This is a genomic window from Ruminococcus sp. AF31-8BH (assembly GCF_003460605.1).
GTDB classification, from domain to species: domain Bacteria; phylum Bacillota; class Clostridia; order Lachnospirales; family Lachnospiraceae; genus Blautia_A; species Blautia_A acetigignens.
On record NZ_QTVN01000003.1, the window covers coordinates 195,651 to 214,081 of the forward strand.

Annotated in this window: 14 protein-coding genes; 1 reads left to right on the top strand and 13 read right to left on the bottom strand. The window is 45.2% G+C overall.

Translation table 11 applies throughout. The annotated features are described in order from the left end of the window. Positions 1-88: 88 nt before the first annotated feature. From DWZ38_RS05215 to DWZ38_RS05255, 9 genes are all read right to left on the bottom strand, one after another. Positions 89-1,393, bottom strand: a complete 1,305-nt coding sequence (locus tag DWZ38_RS05215) for a BMP family ABC transporter substrate-binding protein (protein WP_117850668.1) — start codon at positions 1,391-1,393, stop codon at positions 89-91. A 121-nt stretch (positions 1,394-1,514) separates the two neighbouring features. Then, the gene (locus DWZ38_RS05220; RefSeq protein ID WP_117850671.1) at positions 1,515-2,498 is read right to left on the bottom strand and encodes an AraC family transcriptional regulator; all 984 of its coding nucleotides are present in this window, start codon (positions 2,496-2,498) and stop codon (positions 1,515-1,517) included. Between the two features lie 150 nt (positions 2,499-2,648). After that, positions 2,649-4,673 carry a beta-galactosidase gene (locus tag DWZ38_RS05225; RefSeq protein ID WP_117850674.1) on the bottom strand — a complete coding sequence of 675 codons (2,025 nt, stop codon included), beginning with the start codon at positions 4,671-4,673 and terminating at the stop codon, positions 2,649-2,651. Between the two features lie 24 nt (positions 4,674-4,697). Then, positions 4,698-7,829 (bottom strand): glycoside hydrolase family 2 TIM barrel-domain containing protein, encoded by a 3,132-nt coding sequence (locus DWZ38_RS05230; RefSeq protein WP_117850676.1) that lies wholly within the window; start codon positions 7,827-7,829, stop codon positions 4,698-4,700. A 162-nt stretch (positions 7,830-7,991) separates the two neighbouring features. Then, positions 7,992-8,819, bottom strand: a complete 828-nt coding sequence (locus DWZ38_RS05235) for a carbohydrate ABC transporter permease (protein WP_021925720.1) — start codon at positions 8,817-8,819, stop codon at positions 7,992-7,994. Continuing rightward, the gene (locus DWZ38_RS05240) at positions 8,812-9,711 is read right to left on the bottom strand and encodes a sugar ABC transporter permease (RefSeq protein ID WP_117850679.1); all 900 of its coding nucleotides are present in this window, start codon (positions 9,709-9,711) and stop codon (positions 8,812-8,814) included. The genes DWZ38_RS05235 and DWZ38_RS05240 overlap by 8 nt, the downstream gene beginning before the upstream one ends. A 171-nt stretch (positions 9,712-9,882) precedes the next feature. Continuing rightward, complete coding sequence (locus DWZ38_RS05245; protein ID WP_117850681.1) at positions 9,883-11,169, bottom strand: extracellular solute-binding protein; 1,287 nt, start codon at positions 11,167-11,169, stop codon at positions 9,883-9,885. 289 nt (positions 11,170-11,458) lie between these two features. Beyond that, a complete protein-coding gene (locus DWZ38_RS05250; protein ID WP_021925718.1) occupies positions 11,459-11,971 on the bottom strand; it encodes a hypothetical protein in 513 nt (170 codons plus the stop codon). 1 nt (position 11,972) lies between these two features. Continuing rightward, a complete protein-coding gene (locus tag DWZ38_RS05255) occupies positions 11,973-12,905 on the bottom strand; it encodes an AraC family transcriptional regulator (RefSeq protein WP_117850684.1) in 933 nt (310 codons plus the stop codon). Between the two features lie 129 nt (positions 12,906-13,034). Between DWZ38_RS05255 and DWZ38_RS05260 the strand changes: the two genes are divergently transcribed. Then, a complete protein-coding gene (locus DWZ38_RS05260; RefSeq protein WP_173767264.1) occupies positions 13,035-13,415 on the top strand; it encodes a DUF3783 domain-containing protein in 381 nt (126 codons plus the stop codon). 104 nt (positions 13,416-13,519) lie between these two features. On the opposite strand, the gene DWZ38_RS05265 is transcribed toward DWZ38_RS05260, so the two are convergent. The 4 genes from DWZ38_RS05265 to DWZ38_RS05280 form a co-directional block, all read right to left on the bottom strand. Next, positions 13,520-14,542 carry a substrate-binding domain-containing protein gene (locus DWZ38_RS05265; RefSeq protein WP_117850689.1) on the bottom strand — a complete coding sequence of 341 codons (1,023 nt, stop codon included), beginning with the start codon at positions 14,540-14,542 and terminating at the stop codon, positions 13,520-13,522. A gap of 160 nt (positions 14,543-14,702) precedes the next feature. Next, positions 14,703-15,707: an ABC transporter permease gene (locus DWZ38_RS05270; RefSeq protein ID WP_117850691.1), complete on the bottom strand. Its 1,005-nt coding sequence runs from the start codon at positions 15,705-15,707 to the stop codon at positions 14,703-14,705. 2 nt (positions 15,708-15,709) lie between these two features. Continuing rightward, positions 15,710-16,705, bottom strand: a complete 996-nt coding sequence (locus DWZ38_RS05275) for an ABC transporter permease (RefSeq protein ID WP_117850694.1) — start codon at positions 16,703-16,705, stop codon at positions 15,710-15,712. Beyond that, positions 16,705-18,216 (bottom strand): sugar ABC transporter ATP-binding protein, encoded by a 1,512-nt coding sequence (locus DWZ38_RS05280; RefSeq protein ID WP_117850696.1) that lies wholly within the window; start codon positions 18,214-18,216, stop codon positions 16,705-16,707. The genes DWZ38_RS05275 and DWZ38_RS05280 overlap by 1 nt, the downstream gene beginning before the upstream one ends. Positions 18,217-18,431 lie beyond the last annotated feature (215 nt).

The following is an 18,431-nucleotide window of genomic DNA, read 5'->3' on the forward strand; positions in this document are numbered from 1 at the left end:
AGAAAAGGGGAGCCATTTTTACAGCTCCCCTTTTGGATTCATCTAATTCTTAGCTGTCAGAAACAGCATTTCACATAAGGTCTGTCAATTATTCAACTGCCTCTGCATCCTCTGTGATTCCGTCAATACGAAGTGTAAAGTATGGAGCACTTCTGAATGTGGACTCTGCAAAATGTCCGTCCTGAATTGCCTCAACTGTCTCGCCCTGGTATACAACAGTTGCAGGATCAGTTGTGTAATCCATAAAGGAAAGATCAACCGGTGCAGAAGTAACCTCTTCGCCACCAACAGTAAATGTAGAAGTATCAAATACCTGAAGAGAACCATCTTTGAGCTTGCTCTCAATGTCAGCAACATAATCTGCTGTGCCTTCTGCGCAGGACTCACCAAGGTCTGTAATACCTACTGCATCATCATTATATCCTGCGGACCAATCCTGCTCAAGATCACCGCCGCCCATTACAGTTGCAATAGCGTGTTTGTAATATACAGCCCAGTTATTGGTTGCAGAAGTAAGTGCTGCTGTTGGAGCAGTTGCGATCATATCAATGTTGTATCCTACAGAGTAGCAGATCTTGCCATCATCATGAAGCTTCTGTGTAGCTGCAGGAGCACCTGTAGAGTCTGCATGCTGTCCAATGATAACACTGCCGTTTGCAATAAGTGCCTCAGCTGCTGCACCCTCTTTGTCAATATCAAACCAGGAGTTTGTGTACTTAACTTCCATTACAACATTCGGAACTACGCTCTTAACACCAAGGTAGAATGCAGTGTAGCCTGAAACAACCTCTGCATAGCTGAATGCTCCAACATAACCGATCTTAACATTGCCGTCTGCATCAAAGCTGTCTGGCTGAGTTTCAGCTGTAAGAGTACCGTCTTCCATAATCTCTTTCAGCTTCAGGCCAGCTACAACGCCGGATACATAACGGGATTCATAAATGTTTGTGAATGCATTCTTGAAGTTCTCAAGACCGCTGATTGCTGCAAAATCACCTGTCATAGAAACGAAGGTTACATCCGGATACTCCTGTGCAGCCTGTACCAGATAAGTCTGATGTCCGTAGCTGTTTCCGATTACCAGGGAGCATCCCTGTCCCACAAGGTCAATTGCTGCATCATAACAGCTGGAATCTTCCGGAACTTTATATTTCCAGATGATCTGGCTGTCATCAAGTCCAAGCTCTGCAGCAGCTTCCTTAATGCCTGCAATGTGAGCTGCAGAATATCCTTCAGTCTCATCGCCTACAAGGATAACGCCCATTTTGAAGTTCGGGTCAGCTTCTACCTTGTCTTCGTCAGCGGCATAAACAACAGAAGCGAAGGCAGTCATTGTGAGTACCATCACTGCTGCAAGAAGAAGGCTGACAACTTTTTTACACATTTTGTTCATTTTACTTCCTCCTTGATATTTTTATTTGCTTTCATTTTATTTTTTTTCTAATTAGATGTCAACCTTTTGCAACTAATTTAAAAAATTTTTTTGAACAAATTATAAATTTTTTTGGATTTTTTTATAAACGCACCTGGTCGCTTTTTTTATTTTCCAGACGAAAGGCTCTTGGCGTTACATGATAGCGTTCTTTAAACACCCGGTGAAAATAACTGTTATTCTCATACCCAACTGCTGCGATCACATCACTGATGGGAAGATCTGTATCGCACATCAGTTCCACCGCCTTGCTGAGTCGTTTTCTCTGCAGCAACTCTTTAAAATTATAGCCCGTAGTTTTCTTGATCATTTTACTAAGCACATGCATAGGAAGGTGAAGCATTTCGCAAAGCTCAGTAAGGGTAGCAGTGCGGTATTTCTGCTCAATATAATCCAGCGTAGTCATGGAAATCATATTCTCATACTGATTTGGCAGACGCATTTCCACACACTGCACAGAGTCCAGAAGATAAAGGAAAATAAGCCCCATTGTGGTCTGATTGATCCGATTCTGGTTTCCCCGGCCTGTCACAAGGGAATAAATCATATTCTCCAGAAGATTCTGGATCTGCAGCACCTCTGATACCTTAAAATGAAGATATTCTCCTCGTTGGTTATCACGGCGAAGCACATTCACCAGAAAATTCGCCAGCACATTGTTGTTGCCCGCCATTGTATATGCCACATCGAAAAATTCCGGAAGAATCATAAAATTAATCGCAATGTCATTTCTTTTTGCCGCCAGGATTTCATGATGGGTAAACTGATTCAGAAAAAGAAGTTCCCCCTTTCGCACAATTACCTGTTTTCCATCTATAATATTGGTAAGGGATCCCTCACAGACATAAAGAACCTCCACATAATTATGCCGGTGGAGAGGAAAATGGATAAATCGTGTGTGGGTACGCACCGCAATCAGCTTTCCTTCCTCCAGCATCTTGCTGCTGTCAACAGTAAAATCCTTTCCTGATGTATAAAGGTCTCTATCTACTTCAGCCTCTCCGTTCAGGATCCGTTTTTCTTCTTCTGTAATTTCACGAAGCTTTTCCAAAAGTTCTTTTTGCACAGGGTACCTCCTGACTGTATTCTAAAACGTTCAACGCAAAAGTCCGTTTTTCCCATTATACAGTCAAAAAGAAGCCAGTGTCAAAAAATCTTTTCGCACTGGCTTCTTATTTTCAGGAGAGGATTGGTCTCCTGCATCTTATTTCATTTTTTATTTGCTTCGTTTCAGTATTCTGGTTTCCAGAGGCGCAAGAACTTCCTTCTCTGTTCCGTAGAGCACTTCATAACCAGCCGGAACCGGGACTGCTTTTGGCTCTCTTGCAAAGTTCTGGATAAACAGATACTGGTATGCTTCATTTTCACGCAGGGTAACGGAAACGCCTGCTGGAACGAATTCCAGAGGAGCCTGTACACCCGCTTCTTTTACAGTGCGTCCGTAGAAGTCTTCATAGAAGGCCTGCTCCATATCCGCGCATACATAGTATACGTGACCCTTTCCATATGCCCTGTGTGTCAGAACTGGTCTGCCTGCGTAGAAATCTTTGCCGTAGCGCATCAGCACTTCGGCATCAGAAACCTTCACAAGCTCACACAGATTTTTGCAGGTGTAAGTACCTGTTATTCCAAGGTGATTGCCGTTTTCCGGGATGCCGAAATTCTCTTCCCAGTCATAAAGGGCGTCAATTTCTTCTGTGCGAAGGCCTACTGCCTCCATCAGACCGTAAGGAGTTCCCCCAAGTAAACACTTATCTGTGCCGTCCACAAGTCCGGACCAGTAGGTAAGCACCAGCGTTCCGCCGTTTTCAGCAAATGTACGCAGCTGCTTCTCGTAGCCATCCAGGAACATATAAGCCATCGGCGCTGCCACGATCTTGTAATCAGAAAGGTCGTGCTCCATGGAAATCACATCCACATTCAGACCCTGCTCCCGCAGTGCACGGTACTGCTTCTGTACTGCTTCTGTATAAAACATATTCTCGTTTCTCGGACCCTGTACATCCTGTATTGCCCAGTTGTTCTCTCTGTCGTAAAGGACAGCCGCCGGAGCCTTCATCTGGCTGCCGCATACTTCCTGAAGCTTCACAAGTGCCTCGCCTACTTCTGTCACTTCTTTAAACACACGGGTATCATCACCGCCGTAGTGGTCGATCACAGCCCCATGGAATTTCTCAGAAGCACCCTGGCTCTGATGCAGCTGGAAGTACAGCACACTGTCAGATCCATGAGCCACAGCCTGCAAAGAGGCTGCCAGCATCATGCCTGGCTTTTTCAGCTTATTGATAGGCTTCCAGTTGGTAGCGGAGGGGCAGGATTCCATAAGAAGGAAGGGCTGCTTCTTGATGCTGCGCATAAGGTCATGCTGCATGCCTGCATCAATGGCAGTAAGATATTCCTCTTTTTTGTGCCATCCCGGGTAGTTGTCCCAGGACACAACATCCAGAACGTCACGGAATTTCTTATAATCCAGTCCATTGTAATCGTACATCAGATTGGCTGTTACCGGAAGCTCTGAACCGCCTTCACGGATTGCAGATATCTCTTCTTTGATAAAGTCGAGGGTGCGGTCTGTGACAAAGCGTTTCCAGTCCAGATTCAGGGCATGCAAAGCATCCTCTCCTTTGGGTGATGGCGCCTCAATCTGGTCAAAGCTGTTGTAAGTATGGCTCCAGAAAGTGGTGCACCAACTGGAATTCAGCTTCTCAATGGTTCCGTATTTCTCCTTCAGCCATTCCCGGAATTTCTGCTGACACAGCGGGCAGTAGCACTCTCCGCCGAATTCATTGGAAATATGCCACAGGATCACCCCTGGATGGCTGCCAAGTCTCTGGGAAAGCAGCTTATCTATTGCATGAACCTTCTCCCTGTATACAGGGGAGGTGTAGCAGTGATTATGCCTGCCTCCAAAAAATCTTCTGGTACGGTCCGGATCCATGCGAAGGACTTCCGGGTATTTGTCTGCCATCCACTTTGGCCTTGCACCGGATGGTGTGGCAAGGATGGTATAGATTCTCTCTTTGTATAAATTATCAATGATCTGCTCCAGCCAGTCCAGATTGTATTTTCCCTCTTCCGGTTCCAGCACAGCCCAGGAAAAAATTCCTACAGATACGGTATTGATATGGGCTTCTTTGAAATATTCAATGTCTTTTTTCAGAATGTCCGGGCGGTCCAGCCACTGCTCCGGGTTATAATCTCCGCCGTGCAAAAAGCGGCCGTATTCTATTTTTTTTGCCATCGCTGTCTCCTTTTATGATCTATCTCAGATTCCCTTAAATACAAAGGAAAACTCCATAGGCTTGCTTGCATCCAGCAGATATTCCTCGTGGGTGCGTGCGCCCCAGCTGTCGTCTCCTGCAATTCCCATCTGGCCTTTTGCCACACGGACTACCGTGTAGTGAACTTCCGGAAACTCGTAAGGATGCATTGCATTTTCCATTTCATGCGGGGTATATGGAAGGGCTGAGAACATCATCGGGCCGTTTTCCGGATCCATCTCAAAGAGCATTCCTCTGCCCTTGCGGTCTGTGATCTTCGCCCATCTTACCTCTTCCTTGGAGCCGCACTCCTGGGGAACCATATATCTTGCAATATTATCTTTTACCAGGTTGCTGTAGATGCCAAGCTTAGCACCTTTCTTGCGGTCTGCGTAGGTCTCTGCCTCTCCAAGTCCATACCAGCTTACATGGTCATAATCTGCATTAAACTTGAAAATCACACCGAACTCCGGCATATCGCCAAGCTCCTTCACAGGATCATAGGAAAGGGTGGTGCGTACTCTTCCGTCTCCGTAAACCTCGTAAGTAAGGGTGCACTCTGCCGCCGGGGTTGTAGGAAGGAAATAGGTGTAGGATACTTTTACAGAATGTTCCTTCTCTTCCACCTTGGGTTTATTTCCTGGTCCGTAGGCTGCGCCTCTGTATTCCTTGTGGTTTACATACATGCTGGCAATTTTCCACTGTGCGTAGCGCATTGCCATCAGATTTCCACAGTCATTGTCTGTTGGTGCACGCCAGAAGTTAGGCTTCGGAATGGCCTCGATCATTTCTTTGCCTGCGTATTTATAGGATACCAGTCCGCCGTTGAGTACGGAGAAAAGTACTTCAAACTCTGCACCTCTGACACCGATGTTGTGAGTGCTGTGAATGACCTGAAGGGGTGCTGTGCATGGCTTCACAGGTGCTTCTACCTTGTATACGTACTGGCCGAAGGCTACCTCATGGCCAGCCTTTGCCCATGGCTTATCCTCTTTCAGATGGAAGGATACGGTTACGGTATACTCGCCTGCTTTTTCCTCTTTCTTAAATGGAAGGGCATATTCTTTCTGGCTTAAAGGCTCTACTGCAGTCTCCATGACAGCTGTGCGGACAACCTTTCCATCTTTCTGAAGCGTTGCCTTGCAGTCAAAGATATTGGTATTTACAAACAGGTTCTTATTGATAACCTTCACGGTTTCTTCTTTTACCTGTGCGGTAATGTTCTGATAATTGAACTTCACTTCCTGCATCTTCGGAGACGCATCACGATTGCCGCCGTAGGCAATTCCGTTGCCGCTGAAATTGTAGTCAGTAGGACGCTCGCCGAAGTCTCCGCCGTAGGCCTGGAATTCCTTGCCGTAGCGGTCTTTTTTGTAAATAGACTGGTCAATGTAGTCCCAGATGAAGCCGCCCTGGTATTTCGGCTCCGTGCCGGTAAGGTCTGTATATTTGTGCATGGCTCCGCAGGAATTTCCCATTGCATGAGTGTACTCACAGCAGATGAATGGCTTGGAATCGTCCTTTGCAAGGAAGTCCTTGATTGCCTCTACGGACGGATACATCTGGCTTTCCATATCGCTGGTGGCATTGTATCTGCGGTCATGGCAAACCCCTTCGTAATGTACCAGACGGGTAGGATCTGTGTTTCGGAAAAACTGGGACATTTCAAAAATGTCCTTGCCGCCGAAGGACTCATTTCCGCAGGACCAGATGAGAATTGCCGCATGGTTCTTGTCTCTCTGGTACATGGAATTGGCACGATCCAGCATCATAGCCTGCCACTCCGGCTTGTCGTGAGGAACTACATAGGTATAGTCCTTAGTAAATTCTGCCACATCCCAGGAGCCATGGCTCTCCAGGTTAGTCTCGTCGATCATGTAAATGCCGAACTCATCGCAAAGCCGGTAGATCATAGATGCGTCCGGGTAATGGCAGGTACGGATGGCATTGATATTGTTCTGCTTCATGGTAGTCAGATCCTTACGAAGCTCTGCCTCAGATACGCATCTTCCTGTGACGGAGCTGAACTCATGGCGGTTCACGCCTTTGAATACAATTCGCTTGCCGTTTAAGGTCATGATTCCGTCTTTCATTTCGAAGCGGCGGAAACCGATTTTCTGCGGGATGACTTCCTGAAGAGTACCGTTTTCATCGGAAACTTCCAGAACCAAATCGTAAAGCTGGGGATCTTCTGCACTCCAGAGAATGGGATTCTCTACGGTCCATGTGAAAATGTCCAAAGAATCAGCCTGTGCAGCTGCACCTTTGCCGTCATCATTGTTCTTTGCATCTGCATCCATATTCCTGCTGCCTGATTCTGCTGCCACCGCTCCCAGACTCTTACTGTCTTCCAGCACCGTCTGTCCGTCTTTTGAAAGAACAATATGTACGCTTCCTTTTCCCCATGCAATTGTTTTAATCTCAAATTCTGCCTTCTTTAATGTCTCATCTGGAATCGCGCGAATCTGCAGATCATACACATGTACATCCGGCACCGTATAAAGATAAACCTCTCTGTAAATGCCAGAGAAACGGTAGAAATCCTGATCCTCGCACCAGCTGCTTGCTGTCCACTTAAACACCTGGGCTGCCAGCTTGTTTTCCCCACCTTTCACATAATCAGTGAGTTCAAATTCGGACGGGGTGAAAGAATCCTCGCTGTATCCCACAAACTTTCCATTCAGCCACAGGGCAATTCCGCTCTCTGCGCCCTGGAAGGAAATGAAAAGACGTTTTCCTTTCATCTGCTCCGGCACTTCGAAATATTTCACATAGCTTGCCACTGGATTGAAATGCTCCGGGATTTCTCCAGGATGGATGTCTTCATGGCCTTCCCATGGGTACTGCACGTTGGCATACTGGGGAGCGTCGTAGCCTTCCATCTGAATGTGTGCAGGTACGCGGATATCATCCCAGTCCCTGCAGGAATACTCTTCCTTTTCAAAGCCCTTTACTGTACTTTCATAGTTGCGGGCATAATGGAATTTCCAGATGCCGTTCAGGCTGTGGCGAAAAGAAGTCTCCTCCAGAGAAGCTTCCTCTGGATTGGCGTAACTGATGTGGTCGGAATGGGCATCCATTCTTCCGTCCTTAAAATATTCCGGATTCTTTACTAATGAATAATCAAATTCTTTCATATACGATCCTTTCTGTTTCTTCAATAAAAATTTCTAAGTTCCTATTATACTCACATAAGAGTTTATTTCCATGAAATTTATTAAGATAAATATATAAATATTTGCGCTTATTCAACAAAAGGGCGCCGCAGACAAATCGCAGCACCCTCTCATTTTTCAAACTTATTTTACCGCACCGGTAATACCTTCTGCAAACTGTTTCTGCAGTACGAAGAATACAACCATAGTCGGAATGGAACAGAATAATACGCCGCACATCAGCATACCGTAATCCGTTACATAACCTGTGATCAGGTTGGCGATCAGCATTGGCATTGTGATGGCTTTGTTATCTGTCATAATTACCTTCGGCCATAAGTATGCATTCCAGGCATTCATAAAGGTAATAACAGCGGCTGCTGCGTAGGTTGATTTCATGGTCGGAATAAACATCTGGAAAAAGATCCGGACCTCACTTAATCCGTCAATACGTGCAGCTTCAATAATATCTACCGGGAATGCACGGGCATTCTGTCGGAACATCATGATCATAAACGGAGTGGAAATGATCGGAAGGATGAAACCGATGGATGTATTCAGAAGCTTTGCCTTTGAGAACATCTTGAATAACGGAACCATTGTGGCAACCTGGGGAACCATCATGGCAAGAAGCAGGATGGAAAACAGTCTGTCTTTTCCTTTGTCATGATATACCTCAAATCCGTATCCGGCGATGGAGCAGATCAGAAGGCAGATCACAGTGGTCAGGATCGCATACAGGAAAGAGTTTCCAAGTGCTCTCCAAAGAGGCTGCTGGGATGTCAGGTTGTTGAAGTTCTCCATAAAGTGACTTCCCGGAATAATACGTCCGCGTGATACATCTGTGGAAGTATTGGTAGCTGCGGAAATCATCCAGTACAGCGGGAATACGGAGAAAAATGATACAATGATCAGAAAAATATATGTAGGAATCAGTCTTCTCTGGATTGCAGATTTGTTTTTCTTAGTCACGAGTATCACCTACTTTCAAGTTGATAAATGCCAGAATCGCTACCATGATAAAGATAATAAAGGACATTGCTGCCGCATATCCGAAGTTCGGCACGTTGACGAAACAGGTATTGTAAACATAATGTGACATTGTAATGGTACTGTTTGCAGGACCGCCCTTTGTCAGGTTCATGGACTCATCGAACAGCTGCAAGGTACCGTTGATGGACATAATAAATGTCATGATAATGGTTGGCTTCAGAAGCGGTACTGTAATTTTCCAGAAGGTTTTCCATCCGTTTGCACCGTCGATCTTGGCTGCCTCATATACAGAATACTCAATGTTCTGAAGTCCTGCCAGATAGAATACCATGTTGTATCCGGTCCATCTCCAGATCAGGGCGATGATGATTACGATCTTCGCGCTGGTAGCGTTTCCAAGGAAGTTATATCCTGTGGACAGGATTCCCAGTTTCATCAGAACACTGTTGACCAGACCGTCTGTTGCAAACATGGAACGGAAGATCAAAGAATAGGAAACCAGGGAGGTCGCACACGGAAGGAATACGCATGTACGGAAAAATCCCTTAAACTTCAGGTCCTTATTGTTCAGAAGCTGAGCAAGCAGGATTGCAAGCACCAGCATGATGGGAACCTGAATGATCAGATACAGGAATGTATTTGCAATAGACTGCTGGAATACTTTGTCTGCAAGAATACGTTTGTAGTTGCTGAAGATCGGATCTGCGAAACGCATGTTTGCGCCGGCACCTGTCTGCAGGGAAATGATGAATGCTCGGATCATTGGATAAAAGCTCATGATCGCAATCATAATAGAAGCGGGTGCCAGGAAGATCCATCCGGCTGCCTTTTGCTTGGTAGCCAGAGTCATACCTTTTTTCTTGGAATTCACAGGAACTCCTCCTTTCAAGTCTTGTGTACCGACAAATGATCCGGGAAAATTTGCCGCCGCACTTTCATTTAATGCCCATATTTTTGTATAGAAAACGGAGGACCACTTAGCAGTCCCCCGCCTCCTAATAAATTATTTCTTATTCAGTCTGAAATCACATCGCAAGAAAGATTACTCAGTCATCTTGAATGCCAGTGTATCCTGTGCTTCCTGAAGAGCATCTTCTTTGGAAGTTCCGTTTACAATATTTACAACTGCTGTGTTGACGCACTCTCTTGCCTCATAGTGATATGGAGTCTTTGTGAACTCCGGAATATGAGAGGAGTACTCTACGATTGTGGAGAAGATCGACTGTCCGCCAAAGAACTCGTTTGGCTCGTTGTAAACATCAGACTCACCAGCTGGCAGGTAGCAGGAAATAGCACCTGTCTCAGGAAGGATTGCATCATAGAAGTCTGTGCTGGAACCGAATGTGCTTGCAAGGAAGTCCTCAGCAAGCTCTACGTTCTTGCAGTTAGAGGTAATGTACCAAGAAGATCCACCGTTGTTTGCATAGTTTGTAGCTGTGTCAACACCGTCAACCTTAGGCATTGTGGTGATTCCCCATAAGCCCTTCTGATCCTCTGTGGACATCAGAGTAGCTGTGATCCAGTTACCATTTACGATACCAGCAGCCTCGCCGCTTGTGATGGTGGAGATGTACTCATCCCAGTTGTTTACAAGTTTTACAACGTCATTCTGTACCAACTCTGTGTAAAGGTCGATACATTTCTCAGCTGTCTCATTGCCAACGATATAAGCTTCACCGTCTTCGTTTACGAAGTTTGCACCGCAGGACTGGATCATCATCATAAGTGTATCGCCGCCTGTTGCTTCGCTTGTAAGAAGGTATTTGCCTGTTTTCTCATGAACGTCTTTACCGATCTCTTCGAATCTGGACCATGTGATGTCTGTAAGGTCATCCAGTGTATATCCAGCTTCCTCAAGGATATCTGTACGATAGCATGCAATAACTGCACCGTTATCAAACGGAACACCGTAATGTGTATCATCTACCATGGAATAGGACTGTTTCAGAGCTCCGAAATCATCCCAGTTGATATCCATATCTTTCAGATCTGTGAAAGCATCCGGATAAGCTTTCAGGAATTTCTGATAGCTGTTGTCCTGCATAAGAACGATGTCAGGAAGAGTGCTGTAGTCACCTGCATTCGCTGCTGTGGTAAGCTTGGTCTGGCAGTCATCAGAAGAGGTCTCGATAATATCTACTGAGAATCCCTCATGGTCGGCTGCATACTGGTCAGCTGCGATCTGCATGGATTTAATATTGAAGTTCTGGTCCCATGCCCATACAGTTAAGGTGTTGTCGCTCTCTTCTGCAGATACAACTGTTGCGCCAGCTGCCATGGAAGCTACCATTGCACCTGTGAGTAATACGGTAAGTACTTTTTTCTTCATAGAAATATCCTCCCTTAATAAATTGTTTCTTCGTATTTCTTATGAATGCATTATAACATCCGTATGCCCTTTGATGTATGCAATACCGCTCATATAATGTGCATTTTCGACCATTATATGTGTTTTTAACTTTTTTACTGTTCGTTCATTTTTCTATATATTTTCGTCATCTTAACGAATTCCGTCGTTTATTTTCACCAGATAAAACATAAAAAAATGTATTTTCTGTACTTTTTCACAAAATTTATGTGTCCATTTTGTGAATATGTTACATTCTTTTCTTTTTAAATTATGCAAAAAAGACTTTCCGCGGATACTTGGTTTTGATGGTATGGAGCATCTCCTGGGTAAGATCCAAAAGGAGTTTGATCTTGCGTCCGTCCTCCTTTATGATCATGGTGTAATAAGGCGTATCCTCTTCATAGGAGGTGTAATCATATTTCTTCAGATGCTCGGTTCCGCCGTTCTTTTTGTACTTTGCCACTGCCTGATGCCAGTGTGGGGCGATCATCTCAAGCTCTCTTAAATCCAGCTCATGGGCAGTCTTTCTATACTTGTTTCCGTAGATCACGTCAATGGTAAGGGTATCGTTTTCCAGGGTGTACTCATAATCCCTCTGGCAGAAGGTTCCGTAAATAAAATACAGACCTGCCAGACAAAAGCCGGCCAGCATAAATGCCTGGGAGATGGTAATTCCCATCAGTACAAATACCACTGCAAAGAATACCATTGTCTTTTTTAAAACTCCGGAGAGCTTCTTTTTCTTTCTTGTCACCTGTTCTACTATTTTGTAATCGTACATTCTACCATCCTTTCTCTGAGTGAATATCAAATTTCAGCAGCTGCTGTTCATAATTTTCCGGACGCTTCCGCCACTCTGCCGGGGACATTCCCATAAGCTGGCGGAAATTCCGGTTAAATGTGGAATTAGTTGTGAAACCGCATTTGTAGGCAATATCAGAAATGGGCTCGTCTGTCTTTTTCAGGATTTCACATGCAGTCTGGATCCTTACTTTGTTGATGTACTCCAGCGGGCTCATGTGCATGTAAGAAGTGAAAACCCTGCGGAAATGAGTCTCGCTGATGTGGCTTGCCTTTGCCAGGTCCCCAATTCGGATATCCTCCATATAATACTGAGATATGTAGTCGATGGAACGGGCGATCATGTTGGTAATCTTTCCTTTTTCCTCAATATTCTCTTCCTGGGAAGAACGGTTCAGCCTTGCCACCTCTGCCAGCAGCGCCAGAAGGATTCCCTTGGCTTCTTCCAGGTAAAATTCCTCACCACCACGCATAATATCCAGGATCTTAAGAATCTTATCAGAAAGGCTTTTGTATTCACACTCTTTTAGGCAGAAGGCTTTGGAATAGATACGCTGGACCATCTTCTCTGCGCGCAGAGGAGTTCCCGCCGCATTCGCCAGAAAGCCTTCCACATCAATAAACAAATACTCCCATTTGCTGATATTTCCGATATCGCTGGTAGTGGTGTGGGGAAAGTTGGGCGGGATGATTGTAAACTCCCGGCCTGCGAAACGCACAGTCTCCTCGCCCAGTACCAGTTCTCCTGCTCCGCTGTAGCAGTAGCCGATTTCCAGGTAATTGTGGAAATGAAGGAAGTCCACATCCCTTCCGTAATTCTGTTCCCACTTTTCACCAAGAAGGGCAAGAATGGGGCTGCCATCCTGCATCTGGTAATAGCGGAATTCCATTTTCATTTTTCGTTTCTTCGCCATATGGTCTCCTTTGAAGTTCGTCTTGCTTTACTATATCATAATTCATGTTTCCATTCATACTTTTCTTGTAAAAAATACATTTTTCTGCTATGCTCTTTTTATATTTTACACGCTAAAGGAGATTTCGCCATGTCCGAAGCACAGATTTTACTATACAATTTCAAAGATGAAAACCGCCTGCGCCAGATCCGCAGATATTTGAACAGACAGAAGATTTCCCTGCGGATGGTGCAGCCGTCAGAGTACCTGGAGAGCCTTGGATTTTTGTTTGAGATTCCGGGATTTGCGAAGAATTCGGTGTTTAACCTGGGACAGAATTTCCAGGAGGAAATGATGGTTCTGAACGGCTTTTCCAGCCAGCAGCTGGATGAATTTCTGGCCTTCTTTAAAGAAAACAGCCTCCCGCCCGTAGCGTTAAAGGCTGTGCTTACCCCGGTAACCATGCACTGGGATTCTATGAAGCTCCATGAGGAACTGATGAGGGAACATGCAGCCACACATGCTCGTTGATAACGCCAGAATACAAATCCAGGACAGAATCCCCAAGACGTGAAAAAGCCCTGCACGCGGCAGGGCTCTTTCTTTACCATTTAATCTTATTTTAGACTGTCTGATTAGTACAGTTTAGCCATCTCTTCGATGTTGTCTGGGTTGAACTGAAGAGGAGCACCAAGAACAACTTCTGTGCCGCCGTCATCAGCTTCTGTGATTGTGTAGTCCCCAAGGTCACCAGCTGTGAAGGTCTCATCAAGAGCACCTGTGATATCCTCGTTGACCAGAGCGATTGTTGTCAGAGCGGAAAGTTTTCCAAGGCCCTGCATATCCCACAGATAGAAGTATGGGCAGGAATGCTCATCATCAGCACCTGTGTACTCAAGCATCTCAGATGGAAGTCCAAGACCTGTTAATTTGCAAGCAGATCCGTTGTCCTGAAGGTATTTAGCAGCTGCTGCGATACCAACTGTTGTAGGTGCGCAGATAACTTTCAGATCTGGATATTTCTCAAGAAGAGCTGCTGTCTGGTCTGTAGATTTCTGTGGCTCGTCATCGCCGTATGCAACTTCTACAAGCTCAAGGTTTGCATAAGTGTCATCGCTTTCCATGATGTTCTTCATAGCATCAATCCATGCATTCTGGTTAGCTGCCTGAGATGTAGCAGAAAGGATTGCGAACTGTCCTTCTCCGCCAGCGATATCAAGAACTGCATCCAGAAGAGCCTGTCCTACAGCAACGGTACCAGCCTGGTTGATGAAGATCTGACGGCTGTCTGGGTTTGTTGCAGAGTCGAAGCAGGAGATCTTGATTCCTTCGTCCATAGCTTCCTGTAATTTAGCCTGAAGAGCGTTTACGTCGTTTGCGGAGATACAGATTGCATCATAGTCCTGAGAAATCAGGTTGTCAAGAACTTTGATCTGAGCATCTGCTGTAGCTGCCTCTGGGTAAACAGTATCAACTGTAGCACCCTCTGCCTCAGCTGTCTCTACGAAAGAAGCTGCTGCGATTTCGAAGAATGCGTTACCAGCGGATTTACCAACCAGTGCGATTTTCTTTCCGTCAGCTGTACCAGCCATAGCCGGAACTGCGGATCCGAGGATCATTGCTCCACAAAGAACTGCGCTTACGATTTTTTTGTTCATAGTTTTTTCCTCCCATGGAAATAATATAGTTTTTATTTGCAACTGCCCCGCCCTTCCGCGGGTGCAGTTAACAAGCATGTAAAATAAAATTGTATTACTTTTTTAAGGTTAAGGTATTAAGGAATTTTATTGGTATAAGTTAGGTGTTTCACTGCAAAAATTATTTTGCCATTTTTGCTTTTTTCTGGATTTCTTTTACAATGTTTGGAAGTCCAACTGCACCGATGAGAAGCACACCGATGATCAGCAGGATAACCTGTGGATGAATGTTTCTCTGTCCAAGACCAACACGAAGGCAAACGATGATAAATGCTGAGATCAGACCGCCGACGATATTACCTTTACCACCTGTGGAGGAGATTCCTCCGAATACTGCCATTGCGATGGCATCCATCTCGAATCCATTACCAGTTGTGGTGTTTGCTCCAAATGAGGAAGAGATCAGGAACAGCGCACACAGACCGGAAATCGTTCCCATCAGGGTGTAGATAATGAAACGGATCTTCTGTACATGGATTCCTGAGTAGTAAGCTGCAAGGCGGTTGGTACCGATTGCATATACTCTGCGTCCGAAAGTACATTTGCCAAGGATGACTGCTGCAATGATTCCAAGGATCAGAACCAGGAAAAGGATGTAAGGAATACGTCCTACTTTTCCGCCAAGTGCAGAGAAGCCTTCTGTATTAGTTACGGAAATACTTCCGCCGTTTCCAAGAACGATTTCTGCGATACCTCTGAAGATGATCTGTGTTGCAAGTGTTACGATCATCGGAGGCAGTTCCTCAAACTGTGTAAGAACGAATGCGTTTACTGCACCGCATGCAGTTCCAACAAGAAGAGCCGCAAGGATTACTACGATAAATGGTGCACCTGTATTGGATACGATACAAGCCATTGTTGCGGAGAGACACACGATAGATCCAACGGAAATATCAATCTCGCCAAGTACCAGAATGTATGCCATCGGCAGCATCAAGAAGATTTCTGCCAGATAAACAGGCATCTGACGGAGCAAGCTCTTCAAATTATAGAACTCTGAAAAGTTTGCACAGAAAATATTTACTGCAATAAACAGGAGTACCAGAATGCCTTCCCAGCTGAAGATCATCTGTTTTACGGGGCTTTTCGGCACGTTGTTAATACTTCTTCCAGATTTTCCAGCCATGATTACATCTCCCTTCCCTTTAATGCGTTTTTGTCAGCTGTACGCTGTAAAACAATGTTTACAACAACTACGACAAGAATGATAACACCCTTGATCGTGTTCAGCCACAGCTGATCGAAGAATGGGATCAGCGGAAGTGCTTTTGCGATTGTTGCAAGGATTAAAGAACCAAGTAATGCACCAAGTACAGTACCGCGTCCACCGCTCATGCTTACACCGCCGATAACACAGGCTGCGATAACATCCATCTCACCGCCCTGCTGCATATCAGGCATTGCGGAAGCGTAAATAGAAACCTGAAGGGCTCCGCCAAGACCAGCAAGAAGACCCATGATGGTGTAAACAAGAAGCTTAATGTTCTTTACATTGATACCTGAAACCTCAGCTGCACTTGGGTTGCTTCCTACTGCGTAGATTCTTCTTCCAAGTGTTGTCCACTTCATGAATACGAAGAATACTGCATAGCAGAAGATGATCACCCAGATTACAAGGCTCATTCCCAGGAATTTTGTTGTTGCAAAATCTTTAAATTTACCAAGGGCTGCTGCACTTGCCCACTCACCGTTGTGGGAAACAAGATATCCCATTGCACGGTAGATGTACATGAAGCCCATTGTTGCGATGATCGGAGGAACGTCAGCTCTGGAGATTACAAGACCTACCAGGAAGCCGCATGCGATTCCGATTGCCAGTGCGATCACAAATGCCAGGAAAGTACTGGAAATGTGGTCATATTTCAGAAGCATACCAATTGACATACCGGTCAGTGCCAGTGTAGACATGATGGAAATATCGATTCCGCCTACCAGCATAACGCACAGCATACCAAGTGACATTACCATTGTTACGGCGTTGTTTTTCAGCATATCCGTCAGAGACTTAAATGTAAGGAATGACGGGCTGATGATTGTAATTACTACGAAAAGCAGAACCAGGATCACTGCAAGCAGTGCTTCACGGGAACCTGTCAGCTTTTTCATGAAAGATTTCTTTTCCATTATTTAGCTGCCCCCTTTCCTGATGTACCTTTCTCCATAGCCAGCTCAAGGATCATCTCTTGAGTTGCTTCTCCGCGGTCAAGCTCACCAGTCTTGCGTCCGTTGCACATTACAACGATTCGGTCAGCCATTCCAAGGATCTCAGGCATTTCAGAAGAAATCAGGATAATTGCATATCCCTTCTTCGCCAGATCACCCATGATTGCATAAATTTCAGCTTTGGCACCAACGTCAACACCCTTGGTAGGCTCATCCATGATGACAACCTTCATTTCCTGGCTAAGCGCCTTGGCAACTACAACCTTCTGCTGGTTACCACCAGACAGAGAGCTTGCAGGCTGGAAAATATCCACTGCCTTGGTATCAACTTCTTCCAGAAGCTTCTTGGCAAGATCTCTTTCTGTCTTCTCGTCATTGAAGCCTTTCTTTGCATATTTGCTGATGGTCGGAAGGGTTACGTTTCTTCCAAGTCCCCAGCTCATGATCAGACCTTCCTTCTGACGATCCTCAGGAAGAAGGATGATTCCTTTCTCCATTGCCTCAGATGGCTGTTTGATATGTACTTCCTTACCTTCCAGATAAACCTTTCCTTCATCTGGTCTGGTGATTCCACAGACGCTTTCCACAACCTCTGTACGACCTGCGCCAACAAGACCTGTAAGGCCAACGATCTCGCCGGCATGTACATTGAAGGAAACATCTTTGAAATATCCGGTACGGGATAAATGCTCGATACGAAGCATCTCATCACCGATCTTAACTTCCGGTTTCGGGAACAGATCCTTGATCTCACGGCCAACCATGGCTTTGATCAGGTCTGCATTGGTGATTCCATCTACATCATAGGTACCGATGTACTGGGAGTCACGGAATACGGTAACTCGGCTTGCCAGACGGTACATATCCTCAAAACGATGGGAAATGAAGATAATGGAAACTCCTTTTTCTCTTAACTGATCTACGATTCTGTAGAGTTCCTCGGATTCTCTCTTTGTAAGAGATGCGGTAGGCTCATCCAGGATGACGATCTTTGCATTTGTGGATAATGCCTTGGCGATCTCGACCATCTGCTGCTGGGCAACACTTAAGGTTCCCATCTCAGCTGTAGAATCGAAGTCTGCATTCAGCTGTTTCAGAAGCTTGTTGGCTTCCTCATTCATTGCTTTCCACTGGATCATGTGATTCTTCTTGATCTCATGTCCCATAAAAATATTCTCGGCCACGGTTAAGTGTGGATAGGATGTTGGGTGCTGGTAAACAGCTGCGATTCCTGCTTCCTGTGCATCCTTAGGTCCTTTGAAATCCACTTTCTGGCCAAACAGGTACATTTCGCCCTCTTCTGCTTTATGTACACCGGTAATTACTTTAATGAAGGTAGATTTACCTGCACCGTTTTCGCCCATCAGTGCGTGAACTTCGCCAGGCTTTAACTGGAACTGTACGTTGTTCAGTGCTTTAACGCCGGGGAAAATTTTCGTAATGCCTTTTAATTCAAGAACATATTCAGACACGGCTTTTTCTCCTCCCTTTCTTGATCTGGTTCTATTCTATCATTAGGCAATTTGTTTGGAAATGGGAAAATATTTTGAAACAGGGTAAAATATTTTCCACTTAATGGGTAAAATTTTCCACTGACAAATGAATTTTCCACAAAACCAGGCGGTTTGCGTCTCGTATTTTAGATATAATTGTGATATGATAGATACATGCATTTTCACCCTTTAAA

What these genes read in the sequence shown, in the direction of transcription:
- DWZ38_RS05245 (WP_117850681.1), bottom strand. Translation starts at nt 11,169, where the DNA reads ATGAAGAAAAAAGTACTTACCGTATTACTCACAGGTGCAATGGTAGCT.
- DWZ38_RS05250 (WP_021925718.1), bottom strand. Translation starts at nt 11,971, where the DNA reads ATGTACGATTACAAAATAGTAGAACAGGTGACAAGAAAGAAAAAGAAG.
- DWZ38_RS05225 (WP_117850674.1), bottom strand. Translation starts at nt 4,673, where the DNA reads ATGGCAAAAAAAATAGAATACGGCCGCTTTTTGCACGGCGGAGATTAT.
- DWZ38_RS05215 (WP_117850668.1), bottom strand. Translation starts at nt 1,393, where the DNA reads ATGAACAAAATGTGTAAAAAAGTTGTCAGCCTTCTTCTTGCAGCAGTG.
- DWZ38_RS05270 (WP_117850691.1), bottom strand. Translation starts at nt 15,707, where the DNA reads ATGGCTGGAAAATCTGGAAGAAGTATTAACAACGTGCCGAAAAGCCCC.
- DWZ38_RS05275 (WP_117850694.1), bottom strand. Translation starts at nt 16,705, where the DNA reads ATGGAAAAGAAATCTTTCATGAAAAAGCTGACAGGTTCCCGTGAAGCA.
- DWZ38_RS05230 (WP_117850676.1), bottom strand. Translation starts at nt 7,829, where the DNA reads ATGAAAGAATTTGATTATTCATTAGTAAAGAATCCGGAATATTTTAAG.
- DWZ38_RS05265 (WP_117850689.1), bottom strand. Translation starts at nt 14,542, where the DNA reads ATGAACAAAAAAATCGTAAGCGCAGTTCTTTGTGGAGCAATGATCCTC.
- DWZ38_RS05260 (WP_173767264.1), top strand. Translation starts at nt 13,035, where the DNA reads ATGTCCGAAGCACAGATTTTACTATACAATTTCAAAGATGAAAACCGC.
- DWZ38_RS05255 (WP_117850684.1), bottom strand. Translation starts at nt 12,905, where the DNA reads ATGGCGAAGAAACGAAAAATGAAAATGGAATTCCGCTATTACCAGATG.